General features: G+C 42.7%; 12 protein-coding genes and 2 tRNA genes. 8 read left to right on the forward strand and 6 right to left on the reverse strand.

Features of this window, described 5'->3' with window-relative positions:
- Position 1 precedes the first annotated feature (1 nt).
- The 3 genes from WAA86_RS08510 to proS all read right to left on the reverse strand — a co-directional run bounded on the left by WAA86_RS08510 (position 2) and on the right by proS (position 1,769).
- Positions 2–73 (reverse strand) — tRNA-Glu (locus WAA86_RS08510).
- 70 nt (positions 74–143) lie between these two features.
- Positions 144–215, reverse strand: a tRNA-Glu gene (locus WAA86_RS08515).
- 78 nt (positions 216–293) lie between these two features.
- The gene (proS, locus tag WAA86_RS08520; protein WP_337300578.1) at positions 294–1,769 is read right to left on the reverse strand and encodes a proline--tRNA ligase; all 1,476 of its coding nucleotides are present in this window, start codon (positions 1,767–1,769) and stop codon (positions 294–296) included.
- Positions 1,770–1,868: 99 nt separating this feature from the next.
- Here proS and WAA86_RS08525 point away from each other — a divergent pair, with 99 nt between their 5' ends.
- Positions 1,869–3,176, forward strand: a complete 1,308-nt coding sequence (locus WAA86_RS08525) for a hypothetical protein (RefSeq protein WP_337300579.1) — start codon at positions 1,869–1,871, stop codon at positions 3,174–3,176.
- Positions 3,177–3,209: 33 nt separating this feature from the next.
- Positions 3,210–4,718 carry an OmpP1/FadL family transporter gene (locus WAA86_RS08530; protein WP_337300580.1) on the forward strand — a complete coding sequence of 503 codons (1,509 nt, stop codon included), beginning with the start codon at positions 3,210–3,212 and terminating at the stop codon, positions 4,716–4,718.
- Positions 4,719–4,771: 53 nt separating this feature from the next.
- Here WAA86_RS08530 and WAA86_RS08535 read toward each other — a convergent pair whose 3' ends face one another.
- Positions 4,772–6,115 carry a T9SS type B sorting domain-containing protein gene (locus tag WAA86_RS08535; protein WP_337300581.1) on the reverse strand — a complete coding sequence of 448 codons (1,344 nt, stop codon included), beginning with the start codon at positions 6,113–6,115 and terminating at the stop codon, positions 4,772–4,774.
- Between the two features lie 175 nt (positions 6,116–6,290).
- Positions 6,291–8,093 carry a T9SS type B sorting domain-containing protein gene (locus tag WAA86_RS08540; RefSeq protein WP_337300582.1) on the reverse strand — a complete coding sequence of 601 codons (1,803 nt, stop codon included), beginning with the start codon at positions 8,091–8,093 and terminating at the stop codon, positions 6,291–6,293.
- 136 nt (positions 8,094–8,229) lie between these two features.
- On the opposite strand from WAA86_RS08540, the gene folE reads away from it, so the two are divergent.
- The 6 genes from folE (at position 8,230) to WAA86_RS08570 (ending at position 13,662) form a co-directional block, all read left to right on the forward strand.
- Positions 8,230–8,910: a GTP cyclohydrolase I FolE gene (gene folE / locus WAA86_RS08545; protein WP_337300583.1), complete on the forward strand. Its 681-nt coding sequence runs from the start codon at positions 8,230–8,232 to the stop codon at positions 8,908–8,910.
- A gap of 13 nt (positions 8,911–8,923) precedes the next feature.
- Positions 8,924–10,405 (forward strand): cysteine--tRNA ligase, encoded by a 1,482-nt coding sequence (cysS, locus tag WAA86_RS08550; protein WP_337300584.1) that lies wholly within the window; start codon positions 8,924–8,926, stop codon positions 10,403–10,405.
- Positions 10,406–10,486: 81 nt separating this feature from the next.
- Positions 10,487–10,723 carry a membrane protein insertion efficiency factor YidD gene (gene yidD / locus WAA86_RS08555; protein WP_337300585.1) on the forward strand — a complete coding sequence of 79 codons (237 nt, stop codon included), beginning with the start codon at positions 10,487–10,489 and terminating at the stop codon, positions 10,721–10,723.
- Between the two features lie 89 nt (positions 10,724–10,812).
- Positions 10,813–11,778, forward strand: a complete 966-nt coding sequence (gene lgt / locus WAA86_RS08560) for a prolipoprotein diacylglyceryl transferase (RefSeq protein ID WP_337300586.1) — start codon at positions 10,813–10,815, stop codon at positions 11,776–11,778.
- A gap of 14 nt (positions 11,779–11,792) precedes the next feature.
- Positions 11,793–12,287, forward strand: a complete 495-nt coding sequence (locus WAA86_RS08565) for a DUF192 domain-containing protein (protein WP_337300587.1) — start codon at positions 11,793–11,795, stop codon at positions 12,285–12,287.
- Positions 12,288–12,432: 145 nt separating this feature from the next.
- The gene (locus tag WAA86_RS08570; RefSeq protein WP_337300588.1) at positions 12,433–13,662 is read left to right on the forward strand and encodes an ATP-binding cassette domain-containing protein; all 1,230 of its coding nucleotides are present in this window, start codon (positions 12,433–12,435) and stop codon (positions 13,660–13,662) included.
- Between the two features lie 50 nt (positions 13,663–13,712).
- Here WAA86_RS08570 and secDF read toward each other — a convergent pair whose 3' ends face one another.
- The gene (gene secDF / locus WAA86_RS08575; RefSeq protein ID WP_337300589.1) at positions 13,713–16,679 is read right to left on the reverse strand and encodes a protein translocase subunit SecDF; all 2,967 of its coding nucleotides are present in this window, start codon (positions 16,677–16,679) and stop codon (positions 13,713–13,715) included.
- Positions 16,680–16,742 lie beyond the last annotated feature (63 nt).

The raw sequence follows: 16,742 nt of genomic DNA on the forward strand, positions 1-16,742 counted from the left end.
GTAGTCCGTAGGGGAATCGAACCCCTGTTACCAGGATGAAAACCTGGCGTCCTAACCCCTAGACGAACGGACCATTATTTTTGGTAATGCATTGCCCTCCAAACTGAAAAACAACTCCCAAAAAATATTTCAAATTAAACTTGTAGTCCGTAGGGGAATCGAACCCCTGTTACCAGGATGAAAACCTGGCGTCCTAACCCCTAGACGAACGGACCATTACATTGTGTAATTGCGGATGCAAAAATACAATTATTTTTTACTATTGCAACACCTTCAGAATATTTTTTTAAAATTTAATATGCCTTTGCAAATAATACTCTTTTTGTTGCAGGTTTCCCAGTGACCATGCAACTTCCAACCTCGTCCTTTGCATCTATAGGAATACAGCGGATTGTGGCTTTGGTCTCTTCTTTAATCAATTCTTCTGTTTCTCGGGTCCCATCCCAAAATGCGGATACAAATCCACCTTTATTTTCCAACACTTCCTTAAACTCCTCATAGGAGTTAACCTCCGTAATATGTTCCTTTCTGTAATCCAAGGCTTTCTGGAAAATATTTCTTTGGATGTCCTCCATCAGAAATTCAATTTTAGCAACAACCTCATCAGCGTTGACGGTTTCCTTCTCAAAGGTATCCCTCCTAGCTACTTCATAGGTACCGTTATCCATATCGCGCTGACCGATGGCCAAACGCACGGGCACCCCCTTCAATTCATACTCATTGAACTTGTATCCAGGTTTATGGGTATCCCTATTATCGTATTTAACGGTTATTCCTTTTTTGCGCAATTCTTTGACCAATGGGGCCACCCTTTCAGAAATAGCCTCCAATTGCTCTTCTCCCTTATATATAGGAACAATGACCACTTGGATAGGTGCCAACTTTGGAGGCAATACCAATCCATTGTCATCACTGTGGGTCATGACCAGAGCTCCCATCAACCTTGTAGAAGCTCCCCAAGAGGTTGCCCATACATGTTCCTGGTTTCCTTCCTTGGTCGCAAATTTCACATCAAAGGCCTTGGCGAAATTCTGACCCAGGAAATGGGACGTCCCCGCCTGCAATGCCTTTCCATCCTGCATTAATGCTTCAATACAGTATGTTTCAACCGCTCCTGCAAAACGCTCACTTTCTGTTTTTAGTCCCTTTACCACTGGAACAGCCATATGTTCTTCTGCAAACTCTGCATAGACATGCATCATCTGTTCTGCTTCAGCAATTGCCTCTTTTTCTGTGGCATGTGCGGTATGTCCTTCTTGCCATAAAAATTCGGCTGTCCTCAGGAACAGGCGCGTTCTCATTTCCCAACGCACTACATTGGCCCATTGGTTGATCAACAAAGGTAGATCGCGGTAAGACTGTATCCATCTTCTATAGGTATCCCAGATAATGGTTTCTGAGGTAGGTCTAACGATCAGTTCTTCTTCCAACTTCGCATCCGGATCTACAATGATACCACTGCCATCTTCAGCATTTTTCAATCTATAATGGGTTACCACAGCACACTCTTTTGCAAATCCCTCAACATGGCTTGCCTCCTTACTTAAATAGGATTTCGGAATGAACAATGGAAAATAGGCATTTTCATGACCCGTTTCCTTGAACATTTTATCTAACTGGGCCTGCATCTTTTCCCAAATGGCGTAACCATAGGGCTTGATCACCATACATCCCCTAACTCCCGAGTTCTCAGCAAGATCGGCTTTTACAACAAGTTCATTATACCATTTGGAATAATCTTCTGCTCTTTTCGTTAAATTTTTACCCATATCAGTAAGTTTGGCACAAAACTTGCGACTTTATTCTTATAAAAAATAGTTCGGCAAAACTAACTATTTTTACCATGTTCAACAATTAAATTTACAACGATGATACAAACTACACCCCTTAAAAAAATTAGAACGGCATCCTTTCTTGCCCTAATAGGCATTTTAGGGGTCTCCTGTGGATCATACCAACAGGCATCGTACTACAATGACGGTATTTATTCGGACAACGGACCCGTAGTTGAATCCAGGTCCAGAGTCGTCGTTCAAGAGCCACAAGAAAATGAAACCAATACCTACGGGGACTATTTTGGTCAAAGAGCTGATGAATACCAAGAAATCTTGGAAAGTGATGTATTTACCGATGTAGATGGCTATTACAGCAATGTTGAACAGGACAGTTTGGACATCAACCAAGAGGACAATTACTACGCTTATAACAACACCTACAACGGTCAGCCAGGTTGGGGAGATAACCCGCAATCTGTCAATATCAATATTTACGATAATAACTGGGGCTGGGGCGGCTATGGATTGGGATGGGCCGGCTACTGGGGTTACGGAGATTGGTTTTATGGTGGAATCTATAGTCCTTGGGGCTGGAACCGTGGAAGAGGATGGAACAACTGGGGCTGGGGTGGCTACTATGGCTTCAACAACTGGGGTTATGGTTATGGATGGAACAACTGGGGCTGGGGCTATGGCTGGAACAGACCTTGGTATGGAAACTATTACCAAAACAATTTTTACAACAATTACAATAGGGCATACGGCTATAACAGCGGAAGAAGAGGATACTACAATGGGAACAATTCTATCCGTGATATCAACTCCTCAGCACTTAGGGGCAGATCCAATCTGACCACCTCCAGTACAAGAGGCAACGACACCAGATACAGAAGTTCTACCAATAGATCAAATATCAATAACAGGAGTACCACTTCCAGAAACTCCAGTTTGTACAGAAGTGGCAACACCTCTAGGAGATCCGTTGGCGTAGATGCGGCTCAAAGAAATAGATCTTACCGCACCAGTAGAAGTTCTAGAACTGCGCCTAGATATAATTACAACAACGCTAGGAGTACCCAATCATACAGGGGGACCAGACCCCAGGGCAATTCCTATCAAAGATCTACTCCAAACAGAAGCAGCAACTATTCAAGACCCGCTGCTCCAAGTTCAGGTAGATCAAGTGGAACCTATAGAAGTAGTGGCAGCAGTTCCAGGAGCTCAGGCAATGTTAGGAGTTCCGGTGGCAGCAGCTCTAGAAGTTCAGGAAACGTGAGAAGTTCAGGTGGCAGCAGCTCCAGAAGCTCCGGAAGCGTGAGAAGTTCTAGTGGCGGTAGCTCTAGAAGCTCAGGCGGAACTTCCTCACCACGCTCTTCTTCATCTAGAGGTAGGGGAAACTAAATCCATCACATTCAAACTAAAAAAATCTTAAAGATGAAAAGGAAAATCACTTTAGTAATGGTTTTTGCATGCCTAGTCGCAAATGCCCAGAACATTACCGACGTACTCAGATATAGCACGGAAAACATCCAGGGTACCGCAAGATTCCAAGGACTCAGTGGCGCATTTGGTGCTTTGGGCGGAGATTTATCGGCCCTAAATGTAAACCCTGCGGGCTCCGCGGTATTTAATAACGGGCAGTTCTCCGTTTCAGCATCCAACTATTACAGGGACAACAGGGCAAAATATTTTAATAGCACCTCTTTTTCTGATGCAAACTCCCTGGATATTAACCAGCTGGGAGTTGTATTTGTATTTGACAATACCAGTCCCAATGCGGATTGGAAAAAAGTTTCCCTAGCCCTGAATTATGATGTGGTTCAAAACTACGATGATAACATTGCCATTTCAGGGACCAGCAATCAGGGCATCGACAATTACTTTTTAAACTTTGCCCAAGGCGTTCCTTTTGGTCCCTTATTGATCCAAAATGGCGAATTTATCGAAGAAGCTTATTTGGATATTGGCTCCAGTCTGGGCTTTGTGGACCAGCAAGCGTTTTTAGGTTACTACGGTGGGGTCATAGACCCTGTAGACCCAGATGACAATGACAATACTTCCTATATATCAAATGCACAATACAGTACGGTCAACCAACAATATTTCAAAAGCACCTCGGGATACAACAGTAAATTCACAGTGAACATGGCGACCCAATACCAGGACAACCTGTATATGGGAGCCTCTTTGAATTTTCACAGTGTGTCCTACAACCAGTTGACTACCTTACGAGAAACTGGCTATGATAGCGACTCCGAAATTCAGTTTACGACCTTCGACAATCTATTGCGTACCGAGGGAACAGGATTTTCCTTGACACTGGGAGGGATTGCCAAGTTAAATGACAACCTAAGGATAGGAGGAAGCTACCAATCCCCCACTTGGTACCGATTGACTGATGATACCGCACAAAGAATAAATTCCGATTTGGCCGATGCAGATATAGGTTTTATCAATTTCAACATCGTAAACCTTTTTGAACGATATAATATAAAGACTCCGGCCAAGGTAACCGGAAGCATGGCGATCATTTTTGGCAAGAACGGATTGTTGAGCCTTGATTATGGATACCAGGATATGTCCCAGGCAGAATTAAGACCAACGAACGACCCGGCCTTCCAGTCTGAAAATGCTTTTATCGCCAATGAACTTGGAGGTGTGTCCACCTTAAGACTTGGAGGAGAATACAGACTTGACCAAGTGAGCTTGAGGGCCGGTTACAGATACGAGCAAAGTCCGTACAAAAACGGATTTACCGTTGGAGACCTCAACGGATATTCTGCAGGTATAGGCTATAACTTTGGAGGTAGCAGATTGGATCTAGCCTATAACAAATCTGAGCAGGATATGGATCAGCAATTATATAGCACGGGATTGGTTACGCCGGCTTCCATTAATAATAGGAATACCAATATCACCTTGGGTTATACCTTGAATTTTTAAGGCTCTACCATTCAATGGAATACAAAAAAACCAGCGATTGCTGGTTTTTTTTGTTATCGGACCAAAGAGAAATGGGTCCTTAATGTTTTGGCTACAATGATACCCTGTTCATCCCTGGAATATTCTATCTTAAACCAATAGTCGGACGAAGGCAAGGGCTTCCCCAAATACGTACCGTCCCATCCCAAAGTGTTCTGGTTCATTTGTTTTAAGAGTTTCCCGTAGCGATCGAAAATAAAAATTACGGGATCTACCAAGGTCTCTATTCCCTTTATATTCCAAAAATCATTGGCCCCATCGGTATTGGGCGTAAAAAATTTGGGATAGCCCACTACCAAGAAAGGAATTGGGTCTGTAGTTCCACAACCATTCTTATCATTGATGATAACGGTGTTTTCTCCCGGGGGCACATCCAAAAATATCGGGGAATCCTGATATTCACCCCCATTGATGGCATATTCATAAGCACCGTCCCCATCTACTACTATTTCAATATTATTGCTATCTGACATATCTGCCAGGATAATAACTTCATTCAAGACAGGTGTCCCATAATAGGTAATCAATATATCATCAGTAATGACGGTTGCCAAGCTTGTCTGAATCTCCACATAATATCTTCCAGAGTTGGGATTGGTGACCGTTAATTCAGTTGCTGTAGGACCTGATGCCAATACTGCATCAATAGTTCCATCGTCATCATAGTCCACGCTCCATGTAACATTGACAATATCCGGACCGGCCGAAGAGTTCAGGGCACTCAAGACTATATCCGGATCATCCGCACAAGCATAGATATCCAATCCCAAGAACTCATCCCTCAATGTACAATCCAAAGCAGAATCCTGATCTGCATCTACGGAACTTCCCGTAAAGGTCAAAGAAAATGGTTCGGGATCCCCATCAAAGTTGGTATTGAAATTATTGATCAGCAAATAGTAGATTTCCCCTGCCCTAACATCCAACCACTCGTCATAGGTGTTTTGACTGCCCGTTAAAAACGGAGCTCCCTCCTGTCCTGTGGCCGGATTGACCCCTACACCCGTAAAATCTGTATTGTTGACCTCGTAATTACATCTTATTGGCTGGGCATTTCCGCTACTGATGGCACCGCAATCCACATCGGGACCATAAAGTGCAAAATCCCATTCGGCCGTTGCCGAAAGCGCTTCAATATCAAAACCGATCTGTCCGTCGGTACCCGCCCTAAAAACATACCAAGAAGTGTTGTTTTCAATATTTGCGGAAGCCACACTGCCCTTTTCCAAACAGCCTGATTGACGGATCACATCCGGATCAAAATCGTCCACATCTCCACTGCCATCGGTCTGGGAGAGAATGGGTGCATCGGCACAAACAGGTATGGCACTTCTACAATCAGGGGAATTCTGAGCCATGGCTACCCAAGTACATAGGAACCAAAAACACACTGAGTAAAAAAGAATTCGCATAGATTATGGGGCTAGCGTGATACAAATAATCAGTATTATAACTCACGCTACCCAATTTTAGTATACTTCACCCAAAATTTTATACACTTTATCGATGTATGGATCCCCAAGAGGATAATCATTACCGCTTTAGGGAAAAATGACTATTGATGTATTTTGCCGTGGTGCGCTGTCCCCTTGCATCTATGTAGGTGAGTTTAAACCAGTAATCGGATGGTGGCAAACTATTGCCGTTCACTTCACCATTCCAACCCATACTGCCCATATTCATCTGCCGCAACAATTTACCGTATCGGTCATAAATAAAAATGACAGGATCTTGGAGGGCCTCCATACCAACAACAGTCCATACATCATTTCTTCCATCCCCGTTAGGAGTAAAAAACTTGGGAAATCCGACGACCACAATCGGTTCAGAGACCGATCCACAGCCCTTTAAATCGTTTATAGTTACCACATGGTCCCCGGGCGGAACATTGGTAAAGGTATTTTCTTTTTGATACGGACCATTGTCCAATTGGTATTCAAACTGTCCTTCCTGATCAGTTATTACGGTTACCGTGTTGTTGTCCTGTACATCCTCAATGACCACATCCGTAATGGTCGGTGTTTTGGAAATGACTACGGTTATAGGTACCACGCGCTCACAGGAAAATCCGTTTTCCTCATAATCCATGGTCAGGGTGTAAATTCCACCTTCATGTACCTCAATACTAGGGGTTACAGCCCCAGTATCCCAGGAATAGCGATGAGCACCATTGGGATTTAATTCCCCAATAACCACCGAATTACTGTTTTCACATAAAAATATTTCTGTTGGAAAAGCAACTTCCGGTGTCTGCAATACCTTTAATTCAAATTCTTGGGAAACATCAAAGCATTGAGGGTTGGCCACGGATGTGGTCCGAACATAGATTGTTTGCGTACCAGGCCGAATAGGATGCTCCTTGGGCAATTGTCCTGATCCATCTACAGCATCGGTCAAGGTAAGGTGGTAACTGACCCTGAAATCTGTTGGTGACTGATTCCCCAAAGCCTCCTGATCCTTTTGAAAAAGGTCATAAAAACCCAGATCGGAACAGGAAACATCATCTGTTAATGCAAAAGTGGTCGGAGCGGCGATCAATCCTATTTGGACATCGCTAAATATTGTTTCACTTGTAGTACTTACCTTTACCCTGTAGAAAGCAGAAAGGCTCACATTTAAGGTAGGTCCAGTTTCCTCAACAAGCAATCCGAATCCGCTGCCCGTATCGGCAAACCACTCATACTGCAGGGCATCCGTTGTGGTAGCATCCAGAACTATAGTTTCATTGTCACAGGCTACCATAGGCGGACCCAATAAGTTGGTAATTATGGAACAATCCAAGGCATCATAGGGATTCGTTTCAAAAATATTTCCTGAAAACTGAATGGAAAAACCGGAATTACTGTTACTGTAATTGTTGATCAGCAAATAATAATCCTCTCCAGCGACGACCTCCAACCACTCATCATACAAGAGTGACTCTGTATTTCCAGTGGGGTCCTCCCCTACGCCCATATAGATCAATTCATCCCTGTTATCAAAGAAATTACATCTTACTGGCTCCCCTAGGGAACCACAGTCACTGGCTTTATAAAGGGCAAAATCCCAATCTTCGGAAGCATCAAAACCTATATTGAATCCCAACTGACCAGTAGCTGCTGTTTTAAACCGGTACCATGCGGAGTTATCCTCAATGAAGCCACTGAGAGAAGTCTCCAAGCAGCCCGAGGTGGCGGCACCGTTAAAATCGTCTATCCCATAATCGTTTGTTCCACCGTTGACTGGGGTGTTGCTACAAATAGGAATAGCACCACTACAATCTGGTGATATCTGTCCCAAGACAGCTTGTACCCCAAAAAATAATGGCAACCATAGCAGTATAGTAGCCCTTTTCATAAATCAATTCCTATTTGACTGGTTCAAAAATAATCAGAGTCGGACCTTAACACTAATTTATGTTGTCAAACACCCTATACATGGCATAAAGTGGCATTTAATGTATATCTTTGCCTCTTTAAAAAGTCTTAAGTAAATGAAAGTGGATAGCGCATTAGAAGAGCATTTTGAGGAGATGGGAGACAACCATGCTTCTTCCGCTGAGGATACACCCTTGAGGGAGGATGCCTTCGTTTTGAGTGATGAAGAAAAAATAAAAAGAATCAAAGGAAGCATCAAGGAAATTATGTTGACCCTTGGTCTGGATTTGGACGATGACAGCCTTAAGGGAACGCCGAACCGAGTGGCCAAAATGTTCGTAGATGAAATATTTGGCGGGCTGCACCCCAATAGGAAACCAAAATCCTCCACCTTCGAAAATAAATATAAGTATGGTGAAATGTTGGTTGAGAAGAATATAACCCTCTACTCTACCTGCGAACACCATTTATTGCCAATCGTTGGAAGGGCACACGTGGCCTATATTTCCAATGGAACCGTGGTTGGTCTGTCCAAAATGAACCGAATTGTGGATTATTTTGCCAAAAGACCACAGGTACAGGAGCGATTGAATATTCAAATTGTACGCGAATTGCAAAAAGTATTGGGCACGGAGGATGTTGCCTGTGTCATAGATGCGAAACACCTTTGTGTTAATTCCCGAGGTATACGTGATATTGAAAGCAGTACCGTTACGGCGGAATACGGTGGAAAATTTAAAGAGGACGCAGTGAGAAAGGAGTTCTTGAACTTCATTAATCTGGATACCAACTTTTAATCCTACTATTGGAATGCAACTTTACAAATCCCAAACCCTAAAGGTTTACAATTCCCTAACAAGCAAAAAAGAAATTTTTGAGCCTATAAACGAGGGCCATATCGGCATGTATGTTTGTGGCCCAACGGTTTATAGCAATGTGCACTTGGGTAATTGCCGGACTTTTATGTCTTTCGATATGATATTTAGATATCTGAAGCATTTGGGGTATAAGGTCAGGTATGTACGAAATATCACCGATGCCGGGCATTTGGAAAATGATGCCGACGAAGGGGAAGACAAGATTGCCAAAAAGGCGAGGTTGGAGCAGATAGAACCTATGGAAGTGGTGCAACGATATACGGTTGACTTCCACAATACCCTTCAAAAATTTAATTTATTGCCCCCCAGTATTGAACCTACTGCTACAGGGCATATTATAGAACAGATTGAGATCATCAAGGGCATCCTGGAAAAAGGGTTGGCCTATGAGGTAAACGGATCTGTTTATTTCGATGTAGCGAAGTTCAACGAATCTTATGAATACGGGAAGTTGAGCGGGAGAAAACTGGAGGATATGATTGCCAATACCCGAGAGTTGGCTGCCCAGGATGATAAGAAAAGCCCTCAGGATTTTGCCCTATGGAAAAAAGCGGAACCACAGCATATCATGCGTTGGCCATCCCCTTGGGGAGATGGTTTTCCTGGATGGCATTTGGAATGTACTGCCATGAGCACAAAATATTTGGGAGAAACCTTCGACATCCATGGCGGTGGAATGGATTTAAAATTTCCCCACCACGAGTGTGAAATTGCACAGGCAGAGGCAAGCAACGGCCATGCTCCCGTAAAATATTGGCTACATGCCAACATGCTTACCCTCAATGGCAAGAAAATGGCCAAATCCACGGGAAACAATATTTTTCCCAATGAGATGTTTTCTGGAGAAAACGATATTTTAAGCAAGCCCTTTACTCCATCGGTGGTTAGATTTTTCATGATGCAGGCCCATTACACCAGTATTTTGGATTTGAGCAACGAGGCACTATTGGCTTCCGAAAAAGGTTTTCATAAATTGATGGATTCCCTGGAGTTATTGGACAAGCTGGAAACGGCTCCTGCTTCAGATTTTGATGTGGCAACGTGGAAGCAGAAATGCTACGATGCCATGAACGATGATTTTAATACCCCGATCCTTATTGCAACGCTTTTTGAAGCCGTAAAGCATATCAACCTGATCAAGGAAGGGAAAGAAAGCATTGCTGAGGCCGACAAAAATGCGCTGAAGGAAACCATGCACAATTTTATTTTTGAGGTGCTCGGCCTTGACCATAAATTAGATGCACAAGGAGATTCCGATAAGCTACCGGGCGTAGTGGATTTATTGATCCAATTGCGTAACGAGGCCCGTGCCAATAAAGATTTTGCCACCTCGGACAAGATCAGGGACCAATTGGCTGCCTTGGGCATTCAACTGAAAGACGGAAAGGAAGGTACTACCTTCAGTGTATCCTAGTAAGGGGCCCAAGCAAATTGACCTGGTATTATTCTTAAGGGATTGCAACAAAATTAAATCTGCATTATCATTATACAAAACATGGGCAAGCTTCGATTAAAACATATCGCCATTGCCCCTTTTGTATTCTTGGTAAAAGTATACCAGAACCTTATTTCTCCACTCACCCCTGCCAGCTGCAGATACTCCCCCACCTGCTCACAATATACCTTGGAAGCCTTAAAAAAACACGGTTTGGGCAAAGGCGGATGGTTGTCCATAAAGCGTATATTCAGCTGTCACCCTTGGGGCGGCAAAGGTTACGACCCTGTTCCTTAGCAGGTTACCGCACTTGTTTAAAATTATCATTGCAACAAATTCCTTTTACCGCTAATTGGTTATCTTAGCTTCTTAAAATTTAGATGCTAATGTATTTTTTAGGCTTCACCTGGAACCCCAACGAAACGTTGTTCAATTTAGGTTTCCTTCAAATAAAATATTACAATCTCCTTTGGATTACAGCCTTTGCACTTGGCTGGTTCATCATGAAGAAAATCTTTGACCGGGAAAATAAAACTGCCGAACAGCTGGACTCCCTATTCATCTATACCGTGTTGGCCACTATGTTGGGAGCGCGTTTGGGGCATGTCTTTTTTTATGACTGGCCTTATTACAAAGACCATCTATTGGAAATATTGTTACCCATTAGAGAAAGTGCGGACAGCACTCTTTTTGGTTTTATCAATGGCTATGAGTTTACAGGCTTTGCAGGCCTTGCTAGTCATGGTGCTGCCATTGGTGTGATTATAGGCATGTACCTTTACACCAGGAAGTATCCAGAATTTAAATTGTTATGGATCTTGGACCGAGTGGTCATCCCTGTTGCTATTGGCGCCTTTTGTGTGCGTTTGGGCAACTTTTTCAATTCTGAGATCAACGGAAAGGTAGTGGATAAATCCTTTGCCTTCGCTACCAGATTTGTTAGGGATTCTGACGATCTATCCGCTTCTAGAGCACTGGCCATTACCAAAGAAAAAACGGTAAGTGCGGCCTACAATGCCATTGAAACAAATCCGATGTTTTCAGATGTTCTAGAGGCCATCCCATATCGCCATCCTGCCCAATTGTACGAGGGGGTATGCTATATTTTTGTGTTCCTATTATTGTATTTCCTGTACTGGAAAACCGATAAAAAAGATAAGTCCGGCTACCTTTTTGGACTTTTTCTGGTGCTCCTTTGGACCATTAGATTCTTTGTGGAATATGTTAAGAAGAGCCAAGGCGGATTTGAAGAATCCCTGGGTCTATTGTCCACTGGTCAATGGCTGAGTATCCCATTTATTATTATAGGACTTTATTTTATGTTCCGTCCCCAAACCTCAGGAGCCAAATAAAAGCAAAAAAAAACATGAAATTCACCTCAAGGTTGTTATTGTTTCTTTTACTATGTGGTTTGGTATTGCAGACCTCCTGTAGGGAAGAATCCAAAAAAACATTGGAAACGGCTCCCATTACGTTTACCAAAGAGGGGGAACTATCCCTGATCCAGAAAGATCAGGATTCCTTGATCACCACCATGGCCATCGAAATAGCGGAAACTGAATATGAAACGGCTACGGGCCTGATGTATAGAAAGAGTATGGAAGAAGATCAGGGGATGTTGTTCATCTTTCCGGATGTGGCCTTACATTCCTTCTATATGAAGAACACAGAGATCCCATTGGACCTTCTTTTCATTGATGAAAACTTAAAAATTGTCCATATACACCAAGGTGCCAAACCTTTTGATGAAACTGGTATTTCTTCTGAAGTACCCATTAAATATGTTTTGGAAATCAATGCCGGTCTGGTAGACCAATGGGCCTTGGAGATTGGTGACCGCATTGCCTATGACCGCCAATAGGAGAATGGTTTCTTTTCTTGAGCTAGGACCCACGGTAACACACAATGGTTATTACAGCTCAGCTTTAGCTAAATTGACCAAGAATCCCTAAATTCATCACCACTACCCGATGATAAGCTATTGAGGGAAATAAACTGCAAATCGTATGAAGCACTGGGGTATTTTAATGGATAATTCAACTCCCAAGGTCGATTTTGTCCAAGCCCTTTTGGAAAATCAAACAGCAAGTCCTTTCGAAGCCCTTAAAAACAAAAAAGGCGCGTTATTTTCGCCTTTGGAGCTGAGCAGGCTTATTGATGAAGAAGAGCGTCACGATATTAAAATAGTCAATCTAAAGTCCACCCAAAGCTTACGATCCATGTCGAGCGGAGAACGCAAAAAAGCACTTTTGGCCCATATTTTGGACAATAGGCCCGACTTCATTGTTTTTGACAACCCGTTTGACAATTTGGATGCTTCCTCCCAAAAAGAACTCACGGTAAAACTGGAAGAGATTTCCGATAAAGTTTCCATTATACTCCTCATTACAAGAAATGCAGACAGACTCCCATTTATAGACCAGTACTACCATTTTAATGGCGATGTAGTTGTGCCGGATGAGGCACCTTTAAAACCTTCCAATTCCCGCCAATTGGATAGATTGGCCATACCCCGGGCATTAAACCAAGATCCATACCATGGGAAAGTACTGATTGATTTTAAGGATGTGAACGTCTCATTTGACAAGAGACCCATTCTGAACAATATCAATTGGACTATACGTCGTGGTGAGTTTTGGCAATTAAAAGGTAAAAATGGAAGTGGAAAATCCACCCTCTTATCCATGATCACCGGGGAAAACAGCAAAGGGTACGGACAGCAGCTTTGGTTATTTGGCCAACAAAAGGGAAGCGGGGAGACCATCTGGGAGATCAAGGAGAAACTGGGCTATTTTACACCATCCATGGTTGATTCATTTTCCGGACACCATACCGTGGAGCACATGCTGATTTCTGGACTGTACGATTCGGTAGGACTATACATATACCCAACGGAGGCCGAACTGCAATTGGCCAAAGAATGGTTAATGGTCTTGGACCTTTGGGACCAAAGAACCACCTATTTCCACGATCTATCCTTGGGACAACAACGTTTGGTCATGACTGCCAGAGCCATGATCAAACACCCTTTACTGCTATTATTGGATGAGCCCACTTCTGGTTTGGACGACAAGAACAGCGCCCTTCTCGTAGCCTTGGTAAATAAAATAGCAGCAGAAAGCAGTACTACCGTCATCTATGTTTCCCATCGGGAAGAGGCCGGGCTGCGGCCCCAATATATCTTTGAACTTGAGATGACCGATCAGGGTTCTGTCGGCAAAAAAATAATCGCATAAAAAAAGGGCTACTTTACAGTAGCCCTTTTTATTTATATCGAATAATATTCTTATTCTGTTTCTTTACCCAATTTAACATCCTTCTTCAATAAATCGAACATTACTGGTGTTGCGATAAACAAAGATGAGTAGGTACCCACAACAATACCGACGATCATAGCGAACATAAATCCTCTCAAGGACTCACCTCCAAAAATGAAGATGGCCAATAATACTACCAAAGTAGTCAAGGACGTATTCAAGGTTCTGCTCAACGTACTGTTCAAGGCCAGGTTAGTGTTTTCACCAGCCTTCCAACCTCTCTCCGCAATGATCTCACGAATACGGTCAAATACAACCACGGTATCGTTCAAGGAGTAACCGATAACCGTCAAGATAGCTGCAATAAATGCCTGATCTATCTCCATGCTAAATGGCATGATCTTACCAAAGATGGAAAAGATCCCCAATACAATCATCACGTCATGGAATACTGCCGCTACAGCTCCCAATGAGAACTGCCACTTACGGAAACGTACCAAGATATAAAGGAACACTACAAACAATGATCCAATAATAGCCAAGAACGCGTTGTTCTTGATATCATCTGCAATAGTAGGACCTACTTTTACAGATTGCATGATACCAATGGCGCTTTCTCCACTACCTCCAACTTTAAAATCTTCGAAACTTGTACCGTTAGGCAAGTACTTCTGTAAGGTGGTGTATAATTTGTTTTGGATTTCACTGTCAACTTCAACACCTTCAACATCCACTTTGTAAGCTGTAGTAACTTTTATCTGGTTTGCTTCTCCAAACGTCTTCACATTGGTGCCGCTTCCGAAAACAGTTGTAAGCTCAGAGGCAATTTCTGATGGGTTTACCACTTTTTCAAAACGTATCTGATAAGAACGTCCTCCCACGAAATCTACACCCTGCTGCAAGCCTTGTGTGAACAAAGAGAACAATCCGATCAATACCAATACAGAGGATAAAACGTAAGCGAGCTTTCTTTTGCTCAAGAAATCAATGTTGGCATTCTTGAACAAGTTTTTGGTAACCGGGGTAGAGAAATCCAATGTTCTTCCCTTACCTGCAATGTACCAATCTACCAACAATCTTGTAATAAAGATAGCCGTGAACAACGATGTTAAAATACCTATGATCAATGTAGTCGCGAAACCTTTAATAGGTCCAGTTCCAAAAATCAAAAGGATCAAGGCCGTAAGACCTGTTGTAATGTTCGCATCCAGAATGGAGGAAAGGGCATTGCCAAAACCATCTGATACAGCCTGACTCTTTCCTTTTCCTTTTGCCAATTCTTCCTTGATACGCTCAAAGATAAGTACGTTCGCATCCACGGACATACCTATGGTCAATACGATACCTGCAATACCGGGCAAAGTAAGTACGGCATTTAAACTTGCCAGTACACCAAAGATCAATACGATGTTCAATATAAGGGCCACGTTAGCAAACAAACCACCTTTACCATAGTAGAAGATCATCCAAAGCAATACGAAGGCCATTGCGATCAAGAAGGACATAAAACCACTGTCAATAGCTTCCTGTCCCAAAGATGGACCCACAATCTCTGATTGAATGATTTCAGCTGAAGCAGGAAGTTTACCTGCTCTAAGCACGTTTGCAATATCTTTTGTCTCGTTTACGGTAAAAGAACCTGTAATTTCAGAACGTCCACCAGAGATGGGTCCGGTTGAAACACCTGGAGCAGTATATACTTTGTTATCCAATACAATGGCAATTCCCGTTTGGTTATTGAAGGCATCACCTGTAAGCTTTTCCCATTCTTTAGCACCTGTAGTATTCATGGTCATGGATACAGCGGGTCTGTTGAACTGGTCAAAATCTGCCCTTGCATCACTAACTACGTCACCACTGATTCTAGGCGTGGCATCACGGTTGGATTTTAAGGCGTACAAATCTATTACCTCAGAATCTGGAGAAGGACGCTCCCATGCAAATTTCACGAATTGGATATCTGCAGGAATCAAGCGGCGGATTTCTTTCATTCTTAAATACTCCCCAACTTTGGCAGTATCGTTAATAGCAAATTTAGCAATAGCATAACCATCACCTTGACCTTTGATCAAATCCAACAATGGATTCACTTGATTTGTCATGTCCAAAGAATCCTGGGCTACGTCAGATAACAAAGAATCCAATTCAGATTCTGGTTTCGCCATTTGCGCATCATCTTCGGTAACCACCAAGGATTTTAATTTCTCATTGGCATCCACCAAGAAATTAGAAATACTTGGGTTGTTAGGTGTGTAAGTCTCCCAAAACTCCAATTGGGCCGTACTGGAAAGCAGGTCCTGAGCCCTAGCGATATCCTTAGCCCCTGGCAATTCTACCAAAATACGACCAGAATTTCCTTCACGCTGAATGTTTGGTTGAGTCACCCCAAAACCATCAATACGTTCACGCAATACTTCAAATGCAGAAACAATGGATTCGTCTATTTTCGTTCTAATGATCGGTTTTACCTCAGCATCCGTCATTTGGAAATTGATCACATCACTAAGCCCTTTATTTGCAAAAATATCGGGTGATGCCAATTTTGTATCCCCTTTATTGGCGTCAAAAGCCTCAAAAAACAATTCTAAATACGTATCGTCACTATTTTTGGAAGCAGCATCTGCATCAGCCAAAGATTTGTTGAAGACCGGGTTTTTGGTATTATTGGCAAGACCTTTCAAGATATCCTTTACCGATATCTGCAAGGTTACGTTAATACCCCCTTTAAGGTCCAAACCTTTGTTCAATTCCTTCTTTTTGGCCTCGTCATAGGTAGTATATCCCATAATGGAATTACTTCCGATTGAGTCCAAATACCTGGCTTCCAAGGCATCTCTCTTGGCTGCGTATCCATCTTCCGATTCGGGGATACTGCTAGCAGCAAAAACTTTTGCGTCCTTTTCAATTTTACTGGTAATAAAAGTGTAGGATAGCTGATAAATACTAACAATCCCAAACAAGAAAGCAAAAAGCTTTATAAGTCCTTTATTCTGCATTAGTTATTATGTTAATTATGGTATTTTTTAATAGCGAGCAAATATATCATTTCCCATAGGAAC

Origin of the sequence: Sediminicola sp. 1XM1-17 (assembly GCF_037203765.1) — a bacterium.
Classification (GTDB): domain Bacteria; phylum Bacteroidota; class Bacteroidia; order Flavobacteriales; family Flavobacteriaceae; genus Sediminicola.

Bases quoted from the DNA above. Each gene is read 5' to 3' on its own strand.
- proS (WP_337300578.1), bottom strand. From the start codon at position 1,769: ATGGGTAAAAATTTAACGAAAAGAGCAGAAGATTATTCCAAATGGTAT.
- WAA86_RS08525 (WP_337300579.1), top strand. From the start codon at position 1,869: ATGATACAAACTACACCCCTTAAAAAAATTAGAACGGCATCCTTTCTT.
- WAA86_RS08530 (WP_337300580.1), top strand. From the start codon at position 3,210: ATGAAAAGGAAAATCACTTTAGTAATGGTTTTTGCATGCCTAGTCGCA.
- WAA86_RS08535 (WP_337300581.1), bottom strand. From the start codon at position 6,115: ATGGCTCAGAATTCCCCTGATTGTAGAAGTGCCATACCTGTTTGTGCC.
- WAA86_RS08540 (WP_337300582.1), bottom strand. From the start codon at position 8,093: ATGAAAAGGGCTACTATACTGCTATGGTTGCCATTATTTTTTGGGGTA.
- folE (WP_337300583.1), top strand. From the start codon at position 8,230: ATGAAAGTGGATAGCGCATTAGAAGAGCATTTTGAGGAGATGGGAGAC.
- cysS (WP_337300584.1), top strand. From the start codon at position 8,924: ATGCAACTTTACAAATCCCAAACCCTAAAGGTTTACAATTCCCTAACA.
- yidD (WP_337300585.1), top strand. From the start codon at position 10,487: ATGGGCAAGCTTCGATTAAAACATATCGCCATTGCCCCTTTTGTATTC.
- lgt (WP_337300586.1), top strand. From the start codon at position 10,813: ATGTATTTTTTAGGCTTCACCTGGAACCCCAACGAAACGTTGTTCAAT.
- WAA86_RS08565 (WP_337300587.1), top strand. From the start codon at position 11,793: ATGAAATTCACCTCAAGGTTGTTATTGTTTCTTTTACTATGTGGTTTG.
- WAA86_RS08570 (WP_337300588.1), top strand. From the start codon at position 12,433: ATGAAGCACTGGGGTATTTTAATGGATAATTCAACTCCCAAGGTCGAT.
- secDF (WP_337300589.1), bottom strand. From the start codon at position 16,679: ATGCAGAATAAAGGACTTATAAAGCTTTTTGCTTTCTTGTTTGGGATT.